The 21562-nt window shown below is 63.2% G+C and carries 17 protein-coding genes, 1 tRNA gene and 1 pseudogene; 13 read left to right on the forward strand and 6 right to left on the reverse strand.

The genetic code is table 11. From position 1 onward, the window contains the following. Positions 1-9: 9 nt before the first annotated feature. Positions 10-1713, reverse strand: coding sequence for a hypothetical protein (locus tag PGC08_RS06630; RefSeq protein WP_271709793.1), 1704 nt, complete (start codon positions 1711-1713; stop codon positions 10-12). Between the two features lie 116 nt (positions 1714-1829). Between PGC08_RS06630 and PGC08_RS06635 the strand changes: the two genes are divergently transcribed. Beyond that, positions 1830-3110 (forward strand): cell division protein PerM, encoded by a 1281-nt coding sequence (locus PGC08_RS06635; protein ID WP_271709794.1) that lies wholly within the window; start codon positions 1830-1832, stop codon positions 3108-3110. Positions 3111-3146: 36 nt separating this feature from the next. Here PGC08_RS06635 and PGC08_RS06640 read toward each other — a convergent pair whose 3' ends face one another. Further along, on the reverse strand, positions 3147-3593 hold the full coding sequence (locus PGC08_RS06640; RefSeq protein ID WP_271709795.1) for a hypothetical protein: 447 nt from the start codon (positions 3591-3593) through the stop codon (positions 3147-3149). Positions 3594-3698: 105 nt separating this feature from the next. Between PGC08_RS06640 and purN the strand changes: the two genes are divergently transcribed. The 4 genes from purN to PGC08_RS06660 all read left to right on the forward strand — a co-directional run bounded on the left by purN (position 3699) and on the right by PGC08_RS06660 (position 6617). Continuing rightward, positions 3699-4319, forward strand: coding sequence for a phosphoribosylglycinamide formyltransferase (purN, locus tag PGC08_RS06645; protein ID WP_101556636.1), 621 nt, complete (start codon positions 3699-3701; stop codon positions 4317-4319). Positions 4320-4368: 49 nt separating this feature from the next. Next, positions 4369-5952, forward strand: coding sequence for a bifunctional phosphoribosylaminoimidazolecarboxamide formyltransferase/IMP cyclohydrolase (gene purH, locus PGC08_RS06650; protein WP_271709796.1), 1584 nt, complete (start codon positions 4369-4371; stop codon positions 5950-5952). A gap of 4 nt (positions 5953-5956) precedes the next feature. Beyond that, positions 5957-6295, forward strand: coding sequence for a hypothetical protein (locus PGC08_RS06655; RefSeq protein ID WP_009884015.1), 339 nt, complete (start codon positions 5957-5959; stop codon positions 6293-6295). A gap of 139 nt (positions 6296-6434) precedes the next feature. After that, complete coding sequence (locus PGC08_RS06660; protein WP_009884014.1) at positions 6435-6617, forward strand: antitoxin; 183 nt, start codon at positions 6435-6437, stop codon at positions 6615-6617. Between the two features lie 79 nt (positions 6618-6696). On the opposite strand, the gene PGC08_RS06665 is transcribed toward PGC08_RS06660, so the two are convergent. Further along, positions 6697-9249: a UvrD-helicase domain-containing protein gene (locus PGC08_RS06665; protein WP_193101963.1), complete on the reverse strand. Its 2553-nt coding sequence runs from the start codon at positions 9247-9249 to the stop codon at positions 6697-6699. A 136-nt stretch (positions 9250-9385) separates the two neighbouring features. Next, complete coding sequence (locus PGC08_RS06670) at positions 9386-9802, reverse strand: hypothetical protein (protein WP_009884012.1); 417 nt, start codon at positions 9800-9802, stop codon at positions 9386-9388. Positions 9803-9865: 63 nt separating this feature from the next. Here PGC08_RS06670 and PGC08_RS06675 point away from each other — a divergent pair. From PGC08_RS06675 to pth, 6 genes are all read left to right on the forward strand, one after another. Further along, positions 9866-9937, forward strand: a tRNA-Gln gene (locus PGC08_RS06675). Between the two features lie 32 nt (positions 9938-9969). Then, a complete protein-coding gene (gene glmU / locus PGC08_RS06680; RefSeq protein ID WP_271709797.1) occupies positions 9970-11427 on the forward strand; it encodes a bifunctional UDP-N-acetylglucosamine diphosphorylase/glucosamine-1-phosphate N-acetyltransferase GlmU in 1458 nt (485 codons plus the stop codon). Further along, complete coding sequence (locus tag PGC08_RS06685) at positions 11420-12391, forward strand: ribose-phosphate diphosphokinase (RefSeq protein WP_009884010.1); 972 nt, start codon at positions 11420-11422, stop codon at positions 12389-12391. Before glmU ends, PGC08_RS06685 begins: the two co-directional genes overlap by 8 nt. A 103-nt stretch (positions 12392-12494) precedes the next feature. Continuing rightward, positions 12495-13532, forward strand: a complete 1038-nt coding sequence (locus tag PGC08_RS06690; RefSeq protein WP_009884009.1) for an alpha/beta fold hydrolase — start codon at positions 12495-12497, stop codon at positions 13530-13532. 160 nt (positions 13533-13692) lie between these two features. After that, positions 13693-14334, forward strand: a complete 642-nt coding sequence (locus tag PGC08_RS06695; protein ID WP_271709798.1) for a 50S ribosomal protein L25/general stress protein Ctc — start codon at positions 13693-13695, stop codon at positions 14332-14334. A gap of 190 nt (positions 14335-14524) precedes the next feature. Continuing rightward, positions 14525-15124 carry an aminoacyl-tRNA hydrolase gene (gene pth, locus PGC08_RS06700; protein WP_009884007.1) on the forward strand — a complete coding sequence of 200 codons (600 nt, stop codon included), beginning with the start codon at positions 14525-14527 and terminating at the stop codon, positions 15122-15124. 9 nt (positions 15125-15133) lie between these two features. Here the strand turns inward: pth and PGC08_RS06705 are convergent, their stop codons facing one another. Together PGC08_RS06705 and PGC08_RS06710 are read right to left on the reverse strand one after the other, a co-directional pair. Next, positions 15134-15886 carry a rhomboid family intramembrane serine protease gene (locus tag PGC08_RS06705; protein ID WP_271709799.1) on the reverse strand — a complete coding sequence of 251 codons (753 nt, stop codon included), beginning with the start codon at positions 15884-15886 and terminating at the stop codon, positions 15134-15136. A gap of 107 nt (positions 15887-15993) precedes the next feature. Then, on the reverse strand, positions 15994-17457 hold the full coding sequence (locus tag PGC08_RS06710) for an arylsulfotransferase family protein (protein WP_009884005.1): 1464 nt from the start codon (positions 17455-17457) through the stop codon (positions 15994-15996). An 85-nt stretch (positions 17458-17542) separates the two neighbouring features. Here PGC08_RS06710 and mfd point away from each other — a divergent pair. Both mfd and PGC08_RS06720 read left to right on the forward strand, forming a co-directional pair. Next, positions 17543-21135, forward strand: a pseudogene (gene mfd / locus PGC08_RS06715) (transcription-repair coupling factor). Between the two features lie 145 nt (positions 21136-21280). Continuing rightward, entirely contained in the window at positions 21281-21475 is a 195-nt protein-coding gene (locus tag PGC08_RS06720; protein ID WP_271709800.1) for a CsbD family protein, read from the forward strand. The last annotated feature ends 87 nt before the right edge of the window (positions 21476-21562 follow it).

The raw sequence follows: 21562 nt of genomic DNA on the forward strand, positions 1-21562 counted from the left end.
TGACTCGAATCAGAAGTCGAAGAACTCGACCGAGAGCTTGTCCCCGTCGATCTTCACACTGCCGGAGACCGACAGTGGGTTGCCGTTGGAGAAGTAGGACGAACCGGCCTTCTTGCCCTGCACGGTGAAGTCGAACTTGCCCGGCTTCTTGGTGAAGAACGAACCGGTGTTCGTGTCACCCGAACCGAAGCTCGCATCGACTTCAGGCATGTCCTTCATTTCCCACTTGGCGGTGTTGCTCTTGGCCAGATCGGCCAGTTTGTCATCGGAGCCGCCGACAGGGATCTCAGTGGGATCGAACTTGATGAACTTGCACTTGGGCTTGATGTCCTTGTTGTCGAAGCACTTCTTGAGTTCCTTCTCGACCTGCTTCTGAACTTCCTTCTGGAAGGCGCTCGTGGGAGCGAGATCAAGATTGAGCGTCGTCGGAGACACCTCCTCATTGTTCGGCTTGTCGCCCGGGGCGAAGGCCTGAGGGAAATTCACCGCAGCCGTGTCCTTGGCTTCACCGACCCATTTGCTCTTGGGGATCGTGAAGTCGTAGTTGCCCGGATATACGGCGAACGAGGTGGTGCCCGACTGTGCCTTGTAGTCCTTGCCATTGACGCTGAGACCATCGGCGGCAGGGATGTCCAGAGAGATCACGTTGAGCGCGGGACCCGTGAGAGTCCACTTGTCGAAGAACAGATCCTGCTTGCCGTCCTTCTTCGCATTCAGCTCGACGTTGTACTTGGAGCCGTCGAGGTCATAGGAGACGACGACTGTGCCCTTGTCCCCGTCGACCTTCGAGGATTCGACCTTCGCGTTCTCAACCTTTGCCGAGGACGCATCCGTGAACTCCTTGGACAGGAGGTCGAGATTGGTTCCCTCTGGGCGTGGAGACGGAGCGATCTTCTCGGCAGCGGCGAAGTCGCCCTTGCTCAACGCTGACACGTAGTCCTTGGCGACCTGGTCGGGTCCGTAGTTGTTCTTGTTGACCGTGTTGACGACGAGGAAACCGACGAGGACGAGAACCATGACGAGCGCGACAGAACCCAGAGCGATGAAGAGAGGCATCCGGCTCTTCTTCTTCTCGGGGCGGGCATCGGCACGTGTCGCGGTCGCTGCGGAACCGGCGAACCCGGGAGCGGGCGCTGGCTGCGGGATTGCCTGGGACTGGCCAGGGCCTGACCCTGTCCGATTGGCATCGGGGCCGGAACCGGTCTGGTAGGGCCCGGACTGACCGGGGGCAGGCTGATACGGCGAATTCTGGGCAGGGCCCGACTGGTACGGGCCGCCCGGGTAGGGTGCGCCGCCCTGGTACTGGCCACCGTGCTGCGGACCACCTTGCTGCTGGCCACCCTGGTACTGACCGCCCTGGTACTGGCCCGGGTGCTGTTGGCCGCCGTTGTAGTTCGGGGCCTGGTTCGAGCTCGCCTGCTGCACCTCGGGGCGCGGAGGCTGGTACTGGCCCGACTGGTTGCCCTGGTTCGGCTGTGGGGGCTGGTTGCCGTTGGCCGAGTCGCTGGCAGCGAACGGAGGGGCCTGATCGTCGCGGTAAGACGGAGCCTGTTCAGGTCCGCTGGCTGACGCCTGCGGGCCGGAGCCGCTTGTGTCCACCGAATCATTGTTGGTCTTGTCCGCCGACGTCTCCGCACCGGATCCCGTTCTGTTGTTCTCGGGAGGGTTTGTGGGAGGTGGCGGGAAATTCGGTTCGTCGTTCCCGTTGCTCATCGTTGGATGCATCCTTCGTGTCTACAAGCGTGTCCTGGCGCAATTGTACTTCCCACTGCAGAGAATCGCGTGGTCAATACCAGGAAGCGGGCTCCGAGTCAGCGAAAATGAGAGAGATGCACACTTCTCCTCACCCTCGAACCCACCGCCATCCGATCCTGATGGGACTGCTGGAGGCCCTGCGAATCGACCTCATCGCCGTCCCCGCGGCGTTCGTCGTCGCCACAGTCTTCTGGATCATCGGACTCGGATCACAGCTGCCGTACTCGATCATTCCCGAGTGGGCGTTCGCCCTGTGGGGCGTCGTCCACGGGCTGAGCGTGTCGACGATCGGCTTCGACTTCTCATTGGCCCCGAGCCTGGTCACACTCGGCGTCTGGTTCTTCTTCGCCGCAGGCGCCAAGCGTCTGGTCGCCGGAATCACCGAAGAGGAATCCGTTGACGCTGACATCATGGACGCCGCGGGGTGGAAGCAGGTCGGCATCGCCTTGGCGACGTACGTCCTCGCGTATGCCGTTCCCATGGTCACATTGACTCTGCTGCTGGGGGAGGGGAGCCCCACACCGTTGGGCTTCCTCCGTATCGGTCTTCTTCTGCTGTCCGCCTCGGCGGCCGGGTTCCTCTGGGTGCGCGGAGTCGATGACATACCGCGACTTCGGGATCTCGACAGCGAGGTCTGGGCGGCCGGCGCTCACCTGGTCAAGCGTCCGCTGTGGGGTTCGGCGTTCCTCGCTGTCCTCGTCATCGCCGCTGGCATCGTGCTGAGGTGGAGTGAGCTGAGCGAATCGCTGCAGGTCTACAGTTCACCCCTGTCTGCCGGTGTGGGCCTGCTCGTCATCCAGATCCTCTTCGCCCCTGGCATCCTCTTCGCTGCACTGTCCTGGATCGCAGGCACCGGTGTGAGCGTGGGAGTCGGAGGTTCAAGTTCGGTGTTCCACACCGCAGCGGGGCCGGTTCCACATGTGCCTGTGCTCCAGCTGCTCGTCGGCGACTATCCGGCATGGACGGCTGCGGCACCGGTGCTGCTCGTCCTGCTCGGAGTCCTCAGCGTCATCCTCGGTCGAGATCATGCCCGCCAGGTGATGGGAGCCTCGTGGCCCGGGCTCGCGACCGCCGCAGTCAAACTGTTCGTCGTGCTCCAGGTCCTTGCAGTATTCGCGCGCGGGGCCATGGGGCCCCTGGGGCTGTCGGCATTCGGGCCATCTCCGCTGACCTCGGCTCTGGTCATCACCGTTTGGGTGGCGGTGGGCATGACTGTCGGGCTGTTGCTGACCAGGCTCTCCGACATGCAGGCTGGGTCGGGATTCTCCGGTGACCGGGATGACTTCGACGATGACGAGGAACCCTTCGGCCACATTGCCGAAGAACGACGCACCGACTACTTCGACGAGGACTGAGCCACGGGCGGTGCCTGAACCACGAGCGGGGATGCCTCAGTTCGTGCCGGGCGGTTCCTGGCCGGTGAGCTGTTTGAACCAGTCGCCAAGTCCGGTCTGGTACTCCGTTGTGCATGAGAGCTGGGCCTGCTGCGTGATGGCATCACGGACGCATTCCTCATACTTCGACTGAACCGGCCAGAGGACGACGGACGACATCGTCGAGAAGATGAGGTAGAGGGCGAGCAGGCCACCCAGAATGCCCAGGGACATGTTGCGCTTCTGCTTCGTCCTGACGACGGCGACGATGTAGCGAATCGCCCAGACGACAGCGGCGATGGCGAAACCGATGGCCGCGACCTTGAACGGCAGCGGATACGTGAACGTCAGGACCGAGGCGAGGATCAGGAGGATCAGGACCAGGCCATGTCGAGCGGGTGCGGCCTGCTTCTCCTCTTCGGGAGTGGGCGCGCTCTTCTCTTCAGTATTGTTTGGTGACGTCACACGAATAGTTTGTCATAGTCCACTGACAAAAGCCTTGACGGCAGAGAGAGTCCGTATTCTGGTGCCCTGACCGACAAGCGAAGATACAAACGTTAGAATGGGTCTGTGCGCATCGTTCTTCTGGCATCCGGCTCCGGTACCCTCACACAGGCAGTCATCGACGCGTTTGCAGATGCGCAGCATGGAGTCGAGATCGTCGGCGTCGGTTCGGACTCGCAGACGGCAGGTGTTCTCGACCGCGCGAATGCCCACTCGATTCCCACCTTCGTCGTCCGGCCCAAGGACTGTGCAAGCCGCGAGGACTGGAACCTCCAGTTGTGTGACGCCGTCGCAGACCTGACTCCTGATTGGGTGATCTCGGCCGGGTTCATGCGGATCCTGGGGCCCACGTTCATCGCGGCCTTCCACAATCGCATCATCAACACGCACCCGGCTCTGCTGCCGGCATTCCCCGGCGCGCATGGGGTGCGAGATGCCCTCGCCCACGGTGTGCGCATCACCGGCGGCACCATCCACCTCGTCGACTCAGGAGTCGATACGGGCCCGATCATCACCCAGTTCGCGGTCCCCGTCAGCGACGCGGACACGGAAGGCACGGTGCACGAACGAATCAAGACCCAGGAGCGGGCCGAGCTCGTACGGCTCCTGACTCACCTTGCCCACCATGACCTCATCATCGAGGGACGGCATGTCAGCGGATATGCCACCTCGGCGTCCCCAGTCTGACCCACTCACCAACCGCACGAAACGGCAATCGAGCCTTCAAGGAGGACTTGTGACAGGAACCCGCGCGATCAAAAGAGCGCTCGTCAGCGTTTACGACAAATCGGGATTGGAGGACCTGGCCCGCGGACTGCACGCCGCCGGTGTGCAGATCGTGTCCACCGGTTCGACAGCAGCGAAGATCGCCGAGGCGGGTGCTGCGGTCACGAAGGTCGAAGAGCTGACCGGGTTCCCCGAATGCCTCGAAGGTCGGGTCAAGACCCTGCACCCGCGGGTCCATGCCGGCATTCTGGCCGATTCGCGCAAATCGGACCACATGAGCCAGCTCGAAGAGCTCGAGATCGAGCCATTCGACCTCGTCATCGTCAACCTCTACCCCTTCTCCGACACCGTGGCCAGCGGCGCCGGCTTCGACGACTGCGTGGAGCAGATCGACATCGGCGGGCCGTCCATGGTGCGGGCAGCGGCGAAGAACCACCCAAGCGTCTCCGTCATCACCGACCCCAGCGACTACCCCGCGGTCATTGAAGCGGCCCAGGGACAGGGCTTCGATCTCGCGGCCAGGCGCAGCTTCGCCGCCCGCGCCTTCGCCCACACCGCCGCCTATGACACGGCTGTGGCCTCCTGGTTCGCCGCCGAGATCGCCTCCGGTGCTGACGACGGCGCATCCGCTGAGGAAACTCAGTCTGCCGGGCAGCCCGCATTCGCCGGGGTGACGGGGGAGAAGCTGACCGACCTGCGCTACGGCGAGAACCCACACCAGGCTGCAGCCGTGTACTCCGACGGAACTCGCGGAATCGCCGGTGCGAAGCTGCTGGGCGGCAAAGCCATGTCCTACAACAACTACACGGACACCGACGCCGCCATCCGCGCCGCCTTCGATTTCGACCGTCCCGCCGTGGCGATCATCAAGCACGCCAACCCCTGCGGAATCGCGCTGGCCGACACCGCTGCCGCCGCCCACAAGGCAGCCCACGAATGCGACCCTCTCTCGGCCTACGGCGGCGTCATCGCCACCAACCGCGAGGTCGACGCCGAGCTGGCTGCCTCGATCAAGCCGATCTTCACCGAGTGCCTGGCCGCACCCTCATTCTCAGCCGAAGCGCTGGAGCTGCTCTCGAGCAAGAAGAATCTGCGTCTGCTCGAACTCGGTGACGTCGACTTCGCACCTGCTGAGATCAAGCCGATCACCGGCGGATTCCTCGTCCAGGACCGCGACGCGTTCCAGGCCGAGGGAGATGCTTCGGAGAACTGGACGCTGGCCGCGGGCCCGGCCGCTGCACCACAGGTGCTCGCCGACCTGGAATTCGCGTGGAAGGCCTGCCGGGCAGTGAAGTCCAACGCAATCCTCGTGGCCAAGGACGGTGCCTCTGTGGGCGTGGGCATGGGCCAGGTCAATCGTGTCGACTCCGCGAAGCTGGCCGTCGAGCGCGCCGGTGAACAGAGGGCAACGGGCGCAGTGGCCGCCTCGGACGCGTTCTTCCCCTTCGCCGACGGACTCCAGATCCTCCTCGATGCCGGCATCAGCGCGGTTGTGCAGCCAGGTGGCTCCATCCGCGATGAAGAGGTCGTCGCAGCCGCGGAGAAGGCGGGGATCACCATGTACCTGACCGGGAGCCGCCATTTCTTCCACTGAGAAGGTGAAGGCCCACCCACGCCATGCCAGGCGTGGGCGCGGCCCGATCGCCAAGCGCTGGATCTACTGGAAACGGCGCTACGCGAACCCTGTCCTGCGCGACTGGGTTCTTCTGGGCTGCCTGCTGGGAATCTTGATCGCCGCCGCATGTACCCTCATCGACTTCCATCTCGGTGCGATCGTGCTGGCAGTTGTGCCGGCGGGACTGGCGATGATGCGCGCAATGCCCGAACCTTGGGCCGAGGTCTGGACCAATCGATCGAAGACCGTCGACATCGCCACCGGCCTCATCTTCGCTGTGGTTCTCGTGGCTTTGGCGTTCGTCGTCCCGGAGTCGCGCTGAAGCTACCGAGCTCACAGAATCGGTTACTTTGTGCATTCCCTGAGAAACGGGAATCTTCGGTTACACCGAAGCGGAATAAGTGGCAGGGTGAGTGGTGTAAGAAGGTTCGCAAGAACCTTTTCCATTGAAGGGAGACAGTATGGGACTCGACGATCTTACAAACAAAGCCAAGGACGCCGTGAATAGCGAAAAGGGTGAAGAGTTCAGCGATCAGGGTCTGGATAAGGCTACTGACTTCGCCAATGACAAGACCGGCGGCAAGTTCGAAGACCAGATCAACCAGGGTCGCGACGGAGTCGACGGAAAACTTGGCAATGAGTGACTTTTAATTCCATCGCCGCGTCCGGCATGGAAAAGCGCCGAGGTGAATTTCATTTCACCTCGGCGCTTCTTTTATGTCCTCAGCCCAGTTTCTCGATGGGGGCGTAGCGCAGCAGGAGGCGCTTCGTGCCCAAGGAGCCGAAGTCGACGACCGCGACCGTCTTGTCACCGACGCCGTTGACCTCCGTCACTGTTCCCAGCCCGAAGGACTCGTGTGAGACCTTCTCTCCCACCGACACGGTGATGACCTCTCGGTTGGGTCGGATCCGATTCGGGAAACCGGCCACAGGTGACGAGGAGTTCGCGGATCCTGAGCGTGAACCAGAGGACCTGCTCGATCCACGTGAAGAGCCGAATCCGCCGCTGCGTGAGCTGGCGTAGCCGCCGCCGAGGCTTCCTCCGCCGTAGCCGCCGGAGGAGAAGCCGCCGCCCATGCTGGATGAGAAGGTGCCGGTGTTCTCCCATTCGATGAGGCTCTCGGGGATCTCGGACAGGAACCGGCTGGGCGGGTTGTACTGCGGCTGGCCCCACATGCTGCGTGTCTCGGCACGAGTCACAATCAGGCGCTGCCTGGCCCGGGTCAGACCGACATAGGCCAGACGCCGCTCCTCGGAGAGCTCATTGGGGTTCTCGAAGGATCGGGCATGGGGGAAGCCGCCGTCCTCGAGTCCGGTGAGGAAGACGACCGGGAACTCCAGTCCCTTCGCCGTGTGCAGGGTCATGAGCGTGACCTGGCCGAGCTCGGCATCAGGAATCTGGTCGGTGTCGGAGGCCAGTGCCACCTGCTCGAGGAAGGCCTCGATCGATGAACCGCCGGCGGAAGGAGCATCGAGGCCCTCATCCGCAGCGTCTGCGCCTGCGTCGTCGGTGCTGTCGCGCGCATCGCCGTCGTCGGCTGAAGAGTCTTCGTCGACCGCAGCGCTTGAGTCGGTCTCGGCTGATTCTGCGTCCGCATCATCGGCGTCTTCGTCGTCTGCGGCATCGGCCAGGGCCCGAGTCGCGACGAAGTCTTCGGCCACGGCCACCAGCTCGGCGAGGTTGTCGACCCGGGACTCGTCCTGCGGGTCGGTGCTCTTCTGCAGCGACTCGAGGTAGCCGCTCTGCTCGAGGATCGCTTCGATGACACGCGAGAGCGGAGCCGCCTCCGCGGTGGCCGCCAAGTCACGCATGAGATCGTAGAACTTCGCCACGGAGGTCTTCGCGCGGGCAGAGAGGTGGACGATCTCATCAAGGCGCCCCAGGGCCGTGTAGAAGCTGATGCCCTCACGATCGGCGAAGTCCGCGACGATGCCCTCGGTGCGATCGCCGATGGAGCGTTTGGGGACATTGAGAATGCGCCGCAGATTCACATCGTCATCCGGGTTGGCCACCACACGCAGATACGCGAGGGCGTCCTTGATCTCTTTGCGCTCGTAGAACCGTGTGCCGCCGACGACCTTATAGGGGATGCCCGAGCGGACCAGGGCATCTTCGATGGCACGTGACTGGGCGTTGGTGCGATAGAAGACGGCAAAGTCACCGTAGGTGTACTTCTCATTGTCGATGAGCTCGTCGACCCGGTCGACGATGAAGCGGGCCTCGGCCTGTTCGTTCTCGGCCACCCAGCCGACGATGGTTTCGCCCGTGCCCTCCGAGGTCCACAGCTTCTTGTCCTTGCGATCCTGATTGTTCGAAATCACAGCGTTCGCGGCATCGAGGATGTTCTGCGTGGAGCGATAGTTCTGCTCCAGCAGAATCGTCTCCGCATTGGGGAAGTCCTTCTCGAACTCCATGATGTTGCGCACCGTGGCCCCGCGGAAGGCATAGATCGACTGGTCTGAATCGCCGACGACCGTCAGCTCAGCACCGGTGGCGCCGCCGGCCCCATCGCCGGCCAGCGCCTTGATCAGGGCATATTGGGCCGGGTTCGTGTCCTGGTACTCGTCGACGAGGATGTGTCGGAACCGTCGGCGGTAGAAGTCGGCCACCTCGGGGAAGGCTCCGAACAGGTGAACGGTCTCAGAAATGAGGTCATCGAAGTCGAAGGCATTGGCCAGGCGCAGACGGGAGGTGTAGCGCTTGAACACATCGGCAAGAACCTCATCGGCAGGATTGTTCGCCCGGGGTATGAAGTCATCGGGTGTCTGCAGATCGTTCTTGAGATTGGAGATTCGGTGCAGCATCGACCGCGGGGTGTACTTCTTCGTGTCGATGCCCAGTTCCTTGAGGATCTGGGACACGAGCCGCTGCGCGTCCTGGGAATCGTAGATCGTGAAGTTGGACTTCATGCCCAGCACCTTCGCCTCCCGGCGGAGGATCCTCACGCACGAGGAGTGGAAGGTCGAGACCCACATGGCACGCGAAGCGGGACCGACGATGGAGCGCACACGCTCGGCCATCTCCTTGGCGGCCTTGTTCGTGAACGTGATCGCCAGGACCTCACCGGGGTGTGCCCGACCGGTGGCCAACGCATAGGCGATGCGCCTGGTCAGAACCGTCGTCTTCCCCGAACCGGCACCCGCCACGATGAGGAGTGGTGACCCGGTGTGGGCAACGGCCTCGCGCTGTCGTGGGTTGAGTCCGGTGAGGAGTTCGGCCGCACGTGAGTCGGCTCCCGGCGTGGCTTCTTCGATGTTTTCAGCTGCAGCAGTCATGTCCGGATCAACGATACCGTCCGGCGCTGACGCAGGGAAAAGAGGTGAAGGCCGAACACAGAGGCGGCCCCGTTCCGATCACCGTAAATCTGGTGATCGGTACGAGGCCGCCTCGGCGAATGGTGAGAGGTGACGATCAGTGGACGAAGACGGCCACCAGGACGTTGATGATCGCTCCGGCGAAGACCAGATGCGCCATCGTCGCCGAAGGATTCTTCACTCCGGTCGCCACTGCTGCATCGGCGCCGGCTCCCGCGGGAGCACCATTGAGAGTGCCGGAGGCGAAGGCCTTCTGCTTCTTGTTGCCGATGAATGCGAAGACGGTGACGAGAATCGCAATGACGAGCTTGATGCCCATCTTCATGTGATTGACCTCGCCGTCACCCATCTCGGCAAGGCCGAGCAGGAGAATCCCGGTGATCAGCTGTAAATAGGAGCCGTGCAGCATGCCGGGAGCGACTTTGGGGGAGCGGATGAGGCTGAAATATCCACCCACGATGATCGCCATTCCGATCAGATGCAGGGCCACTAAAATCTCGCGAAGAATTTCCATACGGTTCATCGTAGTGGCATGATGGTGTCTCGTGAGCGCGGGCCCTCTACTGGCGCACGCTGTTCCGCCCTGGTGTAATGGCAGCACGCCGGCCTTTGGAGCCGTGCAGTATAGGTTCGAATCCTATGGGCGGAGCTGGCCCAATCCGACTTGCGAAGGATTCTAGAATGTCGCAGACCCGACCTACCGCCGTCATCGTTCTGGCCGCTGGCCAAGGCACCCGTATGAAGTCGACCCTGCCGAAGGTCCTGCACCCGATCGGCGGCCGATCCCTGCTCCACCACTCCATCTCGGCGGCAGCAGGTGCCACCCCGGAACACCTTGTCGTGGTCGTCAGGCACGAGCGTGACCAGCTCGTCTCCCATCTCGAATCACTGCCGATCAATTCGACGCAGACCGTTCTCATCGCCGATCAGGATGAGGTCCCCGGCACCGGCCGCGCCACCGAGTGCGCACTGACCCAGCTGCCCGAGGATCTCTCCGGCACCGTGGTCGTGACCTATGGTGATGTGCCGCTGCTGACCGCAGACACGATCAACAGCCTCGTCGAGGTCCACGAGTCCTCCCACAATGCCGTCACGGTCCTGTCCGCCGAGGTGGACGATCCCACCGGCTACGGACGCATCGTCCGCGACGCCTCCGGTTCACTGCTGCGCATCGTCGAGCAGAAGGACGCCAGCGACGACCAGCGCAGCATCCGGGAGATCAACTCCGGCATCTACGCCTTCGACGCTGCGGCACTGCGCGACGGTCTCGCCTCACTGACCACGGACAATGCCCAGGGCGAGAAGTACCTCACCGACGTCATCGGATTCTCCCGCGACGCCGGTCACTCCGTCGCCGCCACGGCCACCCAGGATCTGTGGCAGGTCGAGGGCGCCAACGACCGTGTGCAGCTGGCCAACCTCGGCAAGGAACTCAACCGTCGCGTCTGCGAGAAGTGGATGCGCGCCGGTGTGTCCATCATCGACCCCGACACCACCTGGATCGACATGGACGTGTCTCTGGGTGAGGACGTCACCATCCTTCCCGGTGTTCAGCTCCTCGGTGCCACCGACATCGCCTCCGCTGCCGTGGTCGGTCCCGACTCGACCCTCAAGGACACCGAGGTGGGTGCCGGGGCACAGGTCGTGCGCACCCATTCGGAACTGGCCGTCGTCGGCCCCGGAGCCAAGGTCGGACCGTTCGCGTACCTGCGACCTGGGACCAACCTCGGCGAGGATGGAAAGATCGGCACCTTCGTGGAGACGAAGAACGCCGACATCGGACGGGGCGCGAAGGTGCCGCATCTGTCCTACGTCGGCGACGCCGAGATCGGTGAGGGCTCCAACATCGGTGCCGCATCGGTCTTCGTCAACTACGACGGTGTCAACAAGCACCGCACCGTCGTCGGAAAGCACGCACGCATGGGCTCGGACAATATGTACGTCGCCCCTGTCACGGTAGGCGACGGCGCCTACTCCGGTGCGAGCACAACAGTGCGCAAAGATGTCCCTGCGGGAGCGCTTGCCATAACCGTGGCGCCACAGCGTAACCTGGAGGGCTGGGTCGTCAGCAACCGCCCCGGCACACCTGCAGCGCAGGCAGCCGAGGCCGCATCTGAAGGGGAACCGGCAAGTGAATGAAATAACGACAGCAGGCGAGAAGAAGCTCGTCCTGGTCAGTGGGCGTGCGAACGCCGAACTCGCTGAACAAGTCGCTGAGAACCTGGGGACGGAGCTCCTCCCCACCGACATTTACAACTTTGCCAATGGAGAGATCTACGTCCGGTTCTCCGAATCGGTCCGTGGCTGCGACGTCTTCGTCCTGCAGTCGCACAGTGCGCCCATCAACGAATGGCTGATGGAACAGCTCATCATGGTCGACGCTCTCAAGCGCGCCTCAGCGAAGCGGATCACGGTCATCGCACCGTTCTTCCCCTACGCCCGTCAGGACAAGAAGCACCGCGGACGTGAGCCCATCTCGGCCCGTCTCGTGGCCGACCTGTACAAGACGGCCGGTGCCGACCGCATCATCACCGTCGACCTGCACACCGCGCAGATCCAGGGCTACTTCGACGGACCGGTCGATCACCTCATCGCAATGCCGATCCTCGCCGGCTACGTCAAGGACAAGTACCCCGGCGACCTCGCCGTCGTCTCACCCGACGCCGGTCGCATCAAGGTCGCCGAGAACTGGTCGAACTCGCTGGGTGGAGTGCCCCTGGCATTCATCCACAAGACGCGCGACATCACACGTCCGAACGAAACCAAGGCCAACCGCGTTGTCGGTGAGGTCGAGGGCCGCACCTGCGTCCTCGTCGATGACATGATCGACACGGGCGGAACCATCGTCCAAGCCGCCGATGCCTGCATGGCCGCCGGTGCCACCGGAGTCATCGTGGTCTCGACGCACGCAGTGTTCTCCGGCCCGGCAGTCGAACGCCTGTCGAACTCCGTGGCGCAGGAAGTCATCGTGACGAACACGCTGCCGCTGACCGAGGACAAGATGTTCGACAAGCTCACCGTGCTCTCGATCGCTCCGCTGATCGCCCGCGCCGTGCACGAGGTCTTCGAAGACGGATCGGTCACCAGCCTCTTCGAGGTCTGAGGTACCTTCCGCCGACGCTTCATCTGATTCGAACCCCGAGCCGATCTTTCGGCTCGGGGTTCGTTCTGCCTCGGGAGGTTCCCTCTACACTGGAGACAACAGAGTGAAGGGAACCGTGACGATGTCGTCCCACGATTACAATCGGTACCGAGTCAGCGTCTCCGGCGGCGAACTGTCCGTCGGCGTCTGGGAACCGGTGGCCTTCGAGCCCGGCCGCGTCCCCACCGTGTGCGTCATCCACGGCATCACCTCGAACCATCTGTTCTTCGCCGGTCTGGTCTCAGCGCTGCCCGGGGTGCGCATCATCGGCCCCGACCTGCGCGGACGCGCCGACTCCCATCTGCTGGGCCCACCGTTCGGGATGAAGGCCCATGCCGAAGACGTCCTCACCGCCATCGACACCTTCGCCGAACCCGGTCCGGTCACACTGGTCGGACATTCCATGGGCGGCTTCGTCGCCATGACCCTGGCCGGGATGGGCGCTGGGGTCGATTCCGACGCCGAGGTGGCCGACCGTTTCCGCGGACCTGTCCTCATCGACGGGGGACTCCCGCTGTCCGTGCCGGAGGCAGGCAGCGGCAGCGGCTCGCAAGCGCTCGATGATCTCTACGACCAGGACCTGGACACCGATGATCTCATCGCCCCGGTCCTCGGTCCGGCCGCCGAGAGGCTGTCGATGTCCTTCGGCTCGGTCGAGGAGTACCTCGCCTTCTTCGCCGCGCACCCGGCCTTCGTCGACGGGCTCGACACCGTGGCCACGGAGAGCTTCGTCTACGACCTTGCCGCCAAGGACGATCACAGCTTCCAACCCTCCACCCCAGTCGAGGCGATGCAGGCCGACTTCGCCGACATGTACTCCGGGGGCGCCTATCACAACTCCCTGGCGGCGGTGATGAGCAGTCAGCGACGCCAGGCCGAGGTGACGTTCCTCTTCGCCGAACGTGACCTCGTCGCATCCGAGCCGGGACTCTACCCACCTGAGCTCGTGGCCGCCTACCGGCAGCGGTGGGAGGAGATGGCAGTCATCGACGTGCCGGGTACGAACCATTACGACATCCTGCTCACCGAGACCGGAATCGATGCCTGCGCGACGGCGGTGGTGTCCCGACTTGGTGCCATCGGTGACGGTGAACTAGAATGATGGGGTTGCCTCGGCGAGGGAAACACATGTTTCCGTTATCGACGCGGTCCTGACCCACAGCGCTGACCGGCCCATCGCGGCCGAATCGAGCAGCGACAGTGCGGTTGAAGGCTGTTTCGCCGTGGTGCTTGCAAGATAAGGACACCACGAAGGAGAGAAAATGGCTGACTTCAAACTCATCGCCGAACCCCGCACCGAATTCGGCAAGGGCGCTGCCCGCCGGACCCGCCGCGCGGGACGTATCCCCGCAGTCGTCTACGGACACGGCGGAGACCCTGTGCACATCTCGATTGACGGCCACGCCACCATGATGGCACTCAAGCACGCCAACGCCCTGTTCGAGATCGAAAGCACCGACGGTGCCAAGAACGTTCTCGCCATCGCCCGCGACGTGCAGACCGACGCTGTGACACGTGAGATCGAGCACCTCGACCTCATCATCGTCAAGCGCGGCGAAAAGGTCGAGGTCGACGTTCCCGTTCACATCATCGGCGAATCCGCACCGGGCACCATGGTTCAGCAGGAAGAGTCGACCATCCTCATCAAGGCCGACGCCACCAAGCTGCCTGAGTACATCGAGGTCACCATCGACGGCCGCGCCGCCGGTGAGCACGTTCTGGCCGGACAGATCGAACTGGCTTCGGGCATCGAGCTTGCCGCCGATCCTGAGATGCTCGTCGTCAACGTCTCGGAAGAGGCCGAGATGGACACCGAGTCTGATGCAGAAGAGACCACCGGGGAAGCTGCAGAGGGCGAAGAAGCTACAGAAGGCGAAGCAGAGGAGAAGACCGAGGACGAGTGACCTCGGCTTCTGCGGATGCGCCTGCATGATGGGCGCAGCCTGAGCTGTGAATTCGGTGGGTCGTTGACGAAACGGCCCACCGAATTCGTTTCGCAGGAACGAAGGAATTCGCAGACACGGAACAAACAGGGGCTCCTGACCATTCAGGCGACCTCGATGGGCACGGACACAGTACGAGCGAAGGACGACGATGACGAACGAAGCATGGCTGGTCTTCGGCTTGGGCAATCCCGGCCCCAAATACGAAACGACGCGACACAACATCGGGCAGATGGTCATCGCCGAACTCGCACACCGCATCGGCGTCAATCTCACCCGCACGAAGCTGCGCTCCAACGTCGGCACATCCCGACTGCCGACAGGCTCGATCCCCGGCGTTCCCGGACCGCGAGTGGTCCTGGCCACCTCGACGGGCTATATGAACGAATCGGGCGGGCCGGTCAGACAGCTCGCCGACTTCTACTCGATCGACACCGACCGGATCATCGCCGTCCACGATGATGTCGACATCCCCTACGACACCATCAAGGCCAAGGTCGGCGGGGGAGAGGGCGGACACAACGGACTGCGATCAATGACCTCGGCGCTGGGGACGAAGAACTACCCCCGAATCCGCGCCGGCGTCGGACGGCCTCTGGGCCGCCAGGACACCGCCGACTATGTGCTCAAGCCCTTCTCCAAGGACGAACGCGCAACACTGCCGATCTTCATCTCGGATATCGCCGATGCTGTGGAGATGTACATCGTTGAGGGACTCGAGAAGGTCCAACTCAAATACCACTCGAAATGACAGTGACGGTCACTGCTGGGCAGTCGGTGCCTTCCCTGAAGTGACACCCTGACGCTTGCGGTGGATGATCCAGGCGGCGAGGACGCCGCCGACGAAGCCGAAGAGATGACCCTGCCAGGAGATCCCGTTGTCCTGGGGCAGCATCCCGAAGATCATCGATGCGCCGAAGGTGATGAAGACGAAGAAGCCGAGGGCGAAGTAGACGATCTTGCGGAGAATGTCATCGGTGAACCAGGTGCGCACCGCCAGGTATCCGAAGAACCCGAACACGATGCCTGAGGCACCGACGATGTGCTGTCCGACCGGCAGAGTCGTCAGCCAGGCGCCGAGACCGGAGACCACTGCTGTGATGGCGGTGACGAGCCAGAATCGACGTTGGCCCTCAACGGCGATGCACAGGCCGAGGATGAGGAACGGGAACGTATTGGCCGTGAGATGGCCGAATCCCGAGTGCAGCAGGGGAGAGGTCACCACTCCGTAGAGCGACAGCGGGTTCCAGGACTGCAGGCTGAGCATATCGAGATCAGCAGGCAGGAGGGTGTCGATGATCTCAATCACCCACATGAGCGCCAAAAGGGCGATGACGGGGACGAAACGCGCGAGCCTATGATCGCGGCTGACGCTTGTGCGCAGATTGGCGACCTTGGGCGAGCCTGCCTGTGTGTGGCCGCCTGACCTGGGGGAATCGGAGGCGGTTGAATCGTTGCCGAAGATGAACTGGGATTCTGCGGAGGTGAAGCGAGGGGACTGGTCGGAACTCATGTCTCAATTGTGGGTGATGAAGCTTGGAGAACGCCGAAGAACCGGGGCGCGGAGACAATCGTGTCCGATCCGTTAGGCCCGTTACAGTCTTGAGATCTCGGGGGGCTTCACTCCACCGTTGTGCTGCCGATCGCCTCCTTGTTCTCATCCAGCGCCTCGACGACGATCCGGGAACCGGTGGGGGTGACATCGGCGGCGGTCTCGAAGCCTTCTCGGTCGACGACCGCAGTCTCTGTCAGCTGTTCCTCGCTGTCACCGCTGAGGATGCGCCAGGCCGCGACCTCGGTCGCTCCGTTCCAGCTCATATGCACGCGTGTGATGCCCTCGCCCGGTTCGGACTTCGTCGCAGTCGGCGGTGCCGACGGGGTCGCCTGCCAGTCGAAGCGATAGGCCCGATAGTTCGAGCCGCCCGTGAACGTCGCGTCGTAGAGCAGCTTGCCATCGTTGGTGAACTCGGAGAAGTACGGTTCTGAACCCCAGCCGATGAACACGTTGCCATTGTCCAACTCCTGGAAATTGCCCTGACTTCCCGAGGAACGATCATCAGGAGCCGGGTATTCGGTGTCGACCGTGGCCCTCTTCGCCTCTTCGTCCACGTCAAGGCGCAACCCCCGGGAATCGCCGAGGCGGGGTGCGGCATGATTGTCGAAGAGAGTGATCTTGCCGTCATCGCGGCGTTGAGCATCATGCTGCCAGGCGAAGGCCGCGCCTTCGCCCATCTCGAAGTCGCTGGCGGATCCGCCCAGCACCCACTGCAGGTCAGCGTCCTTGCGATCGAGCTGATAGATCGCGTGCGTGTTGCGGGCAGAGACGAGCAGAGACTTCCCGTCGTCGTCGACGGACACCGAGTTCAGGTGGATGTAGTCGAACGGCTCCTCCTCGGTGCCTTCGCCGTCCTTGAGCTTCGACTCCGTCTGGTCGACGGGAACGTCATCGAGAGTCCGCCATTCGACCACGGGTTCGCCGGTGGCGATGTCGACCTCCTGGACGACTCCCTCCCAGACCCAGCCGTCCTTCGCACCTCCCACAGAGCTGAGATCCGTCTGGGTCTTGATGTAGGACAGGAGAAGCATCGTGTCGTCGTCGGTGATCGTCGTCTCGTGCAGATCCGAGGTCTTGTGCGCCAGGTCCCCACCCATGCCGACCCGGGCGATCTCGTTGTAGCTGTCATCGAGCATGACGACCTCGCCTGCCGTTTCAGGGGTCTGCGCCAGACCTTCCCACCAGGTGAGGACCGGTTCGTCCTGGTATTCCTGGACCCGTAAGTCCCACATCTGTCCCGAACCCTGCCGCGCCCAGACCGGCTCTCCGGCCGAGTCGAGGATGAGCCCGCCGACCCATGACTCCTCATCAGCGGCGGTCTGCCCCTTGGGGGCGATAAACGTCGTGAGGTCCTTCTCTTCCTTCGGTGGGGGAGAGGTGACGTCGATGTCGATCTGCGGCGGGTTGAGGTCGGGTCTGCTGTGGAAATCCCAACGATCGGGTTGGGGAATTTCTTCTTCTTCAGCGGTACATCCTGACAGGAGCAGCGTCGCGGCCGCCACAGATGCGAACAGAGCGCGGTAAGACATACTCTCATCTTCACACGTCCGCGCGCGCAGAGTGCGGAGCACAGGCGTTGTCGTTTCTCGTGTCCGGCCCGTGGCTTAGAATTGCATGGTGCTCAATGGACTCGATCTCACACGCCAGAACCCCACCATCACTGACCTCGTCTCAGCGTTCAACGACCCGGAGACCACCGGTGGGACGATCGATGCGATCAGGGGACTGTGGCCATCGATCCTGCGCCGAACGCTCGTGTCCGCCGATTCCGGCTCGACCACCTCGGCACCACAGCTCATCGTCACGGCCACGACCCGTGAGGCCGAGGACCTGGCCCGGTCGCTGGCGGACTGGGTGGCCGAAGATTCGATCGCGATCTTCCCCAGCTGGGAGACTCTCCCACACGAAAAGCTCTCACCTCGTTCCGACACCGTCGGGCAGCGCCTGCAGATCCTGCACCGCCTGGCCCACCCCAGCCCGGACCGACACCTGGCCTTCATCATCGCCCCGGTCCGCGCCTTCCTGCAGCCCTTGGTCAAGGGGCTCGGAGACATCGAGCCGGTGGAACTGGGCGTCGGAGACGAATACGAGATCGACCAGCTTTCCCAACGCCTGACCGAACTGGCCTACTCACGAGTGGACATGGTCTCCCGCCGAGGTGAGTTCGCGGTTCGCGGCGGCATCGTCGACATCTTCCCACCGACCGACGAACATGCCCTGCGCATCGAATTCTTCGGTGACGAGATCGACGAGATCCGCGAGTTCTCCGTCAGCGACCAGAGGTCCATTCCCGCCGAGGCGGATGCTCAGCCATTGACTCTCTCGGCACCGCCCTGCCGTGAGCTCCTGCTCACCGACTCCATCCGCGAACGCGCGGCCGCGTTGTCACAGACGCTGCCGGCCGCCTCGGACATGCTCGACAAGATCGCCGGCGGCGTCGCCGTCGAAGGCATGGAATCGCTGTCTGCTGTGCTGGCCGATGGCATGGAGCCGATCATCGCCCTGCTGCCCGCAGCCACGAAGATCATCATCACCGAACCCGAACGAGTCCACGCCAGGGCCGCCGACCTCGTTGTGACGACGAACGAATTCCTTGAGGCCGCGTGGTCCGGGGCGGCTGCCGGCGGCGAATCCCCGATCGATCTGTCCGCAGCGACATTCCGGACGATGGAGGAGATGGAGGAGGGCGCTCGCCTCATCGGTCTGGCCTGGTGGGAGCTCGGCGGCTTCTCCACCGATGAAGAACTCGTCTCACCCACCCAGAACCTGTTCCCCGTCCCGGCTCGGGCACCTCGAGGATATGCCGGCGACGTCGAAGCGATCCTCACCGACGTCAAGGGACTCATCCACGACAAGTGGCGCATCCTCGTCCTCACCGAAGGCCAGGGGCCGGGCCAGCGCATGGTCGAGGTGTTCTCGGAAGCCGGAGTGCCGGCGACCTTCGTCGATGACCCGAATGACCTCCCCGAGGCGCTGGTCACCGTCACCACCGCCGCACCCTTCGGCGGGTTCGTCTTCGATGACCTCAAACTGGCCGTCCTCACCGAAGCCGATGTGCTCGGACGCGCAGCCGCCACCTCGACGAGGGACATGCGTCGCCTGCCCACTCGGCGCAAACGCAACCAGGTGGACCCGCTCAACCTGGCGCCCGGGGACTACGTGGTCCACGACCAGCACGGTGTCGGCAAATTCGTTGAGATGACGCAGCGGACGACGGGCAAGGGCCCGAACAAGCACACTCGTGAGTACCTCATCCTCGAATACGCCCCGGCCAAGCGTGGACAGCCCGGCGACCGCCTGTACGTGCCCAGCGACGCACTCGACCAGGTCAGCCGCTACGTGGGCGGGGAAAGCCCGAGCCTGAACAAGATGGGCGGCGCCGACTGGTCGACGACGAAGGCCAAGGCCAGGAAGGCCGTCAAGGAGATCGCGGGCGAACTCGTCCGCCTCTACTCCGCTCGCCAGGCCACAGTTGGCCACACCTTCGGACCCGACACCCCTTGGCAGCGTGAACTCGAGGACGCCTTCCACTATGTGGAGACCGCCGACCAGCTCACGACCATCGACGAAGTCAAGGGCGACATGGAGAAGGCAGTCCCAATGGACCGTCTGATCTGCGGCGACGTCGGCTACGGAAAGACCGAGATCGCAGTCCGTGCGGCATTTAAGGCGATCCAGGACGGTAAACAGGTCGCCGTGCTCGTGCCCACGACGCTGCTCGTGCAGCAGCACTTGGAAACCTTCGCCGAGCGCTACTCGGGATTCCCCGTCACCGTCGGTGCGCTCTCCCGCTTCCAGACGAAGCAGGAGTCGGACAAGGTCGTAGAGGACCTGGCCGCAGGCAAACTCGACCTCGTCATCGGCACGCACAGGATCCTCAGCGGCGAGGTGCGGTTCAAGAGCCTGGGCCTGGTCATCATCGACGAGGAGCAGCGCTTCGGCGTCGAACACAAGGAGACGCTCAAGGCGATGCGCACGAATGTGGACGTGCTCGCCATGTCCGCGACCCCGATCCCACGCACACTGGAGATGGCGGTGACCGGCATCCGCGAGATGTCGACCTTGGCCACGCCCCCTGAAGAGCGTCACCCTGTCCTGACCTATGTGGGCAAGAAAGAGGACAAGCAGATCAAGGCCGCCGTCCGTCGTGAGCTGATGCGCGAAGGTCAGGTCTTCTACATCCACAACAGGGTCAAGGACATCGAGGCCGTGGCCGGTCACATCGCCGAACTCGTTCCCGAAGCGCGTATCGCCATTGCGCACGGAAAGATGAATGAGACCCGCTTGGAACAGGTGATCGTCGACTTCTGGGAGAAGAAGTTCGATGTGCTCGTGTGCACGACGATCGTCGAGACGGGCATCGACATCGCCAACGCGAACACCCTCATCATCGATCATGCTGATCGCTTCGGTCTCTCGCAGCTGCACCAGCTGCGCGGCCGTGTGGGTCGCGGCAGGGAACGTGCCTACGCCTACTTCCTCTACCCGGCGGACACGACACTCACGGAGACAGCTCACGACCGGCTGACGACCCTGGCTGCCCACACCGAGCTTGGAGCCGGCATGCAGGTGGCCATGAAGGACCTCGAGATCCGCGGTGCGGGCAACCTCCTCGGGGGCCAGCAGTCCGGACACATCGAAGGAGTCGGATTCGACCTCTACGTGCGGCTCGTGGGGGAGGCCGTCGCCAACTTCCGCGGGGAGGACACCGAGCCCGAGGCCGATATGCGCATCGAGCTGCCCGTCGACGCACATCTGCCGGCAGAGTACGTCGCCCATGAACGGCTGCGGCTTGAGGCCTATCGGAAGCTGGCCGCCGCGACGAACGAGAGCGAACTGCAGGAAGTCCTCGACGAGCTCGTCGACAGATACGGGCCCTACCCGGAGTCCGTGGGTGTGCTGGCCGATGTCGCCAGGCTGCGGATCAGAGCCAAGGCCTCGGGCATCAAGACGTCGTTGTGCAGGGCAACTTCGTCCGCTTCGGTCCGCTCGAACTTGAGGATTCGCAGGTGGTACGGCTCAAACGCCTCTACCCGAAGTCTCTGCTGAAGCCGGCGATCAGGTCGGTGCTCGTACCCAAGCCGATGTCCGGCAGCGGCTTCGACGCCAAGGAGATGACCGATTCCGACATCCTGCGGTGGGCCCACCAGTTCCTCGATGCGATCGTTCCGGTCGTGGCCTCCGAGGTCGTCGATGCCGGAGTGTGATCGCGGCGAGGTCTCAGACCTGGATCTTCGATGATCGACGCGAGGGCGATCTGCACGTATTCTGAAAGTTCACATTCGACCGTTCTTGCTAGCGTAGAGTGCGAATACGGGTACAGACGTACCGGACGACTTAAGGAGAGCCACCATGGGTTTGGACGACAAGTTCGACAACAAGGCTGAAGAATTCTCCGGCAAAGCAAAGGAGACCGTCGGCGACATGACCGGCGACGACGAGCTCAAAGCTGAAGGGTCTGCCGATCAGCTCAAAGGCAAGACCAAGCAAGTTGGCGAGAAGGTCAAGGACCTCGGCAAAGACGTCAAGGACAAGTTCAGCAAGTAATGAGGAATTCGGCCCCCATCGCACCTGCGGTGGGGGTCATTCTTTTGGTTGGACCAGTGAGGAATCGGAAGGCGGCACGGCAGTGGA

It is taken from the genome of Brevibacterium sp. BDJS002, assembly GCF_028201555.1.
Lineage (GTDB): Bacteria > Actinomycetota > Actinomycetes > Actinomycetales > Brevibacteriaceae > Brevibacterium > Brevibacterium aurantiacum.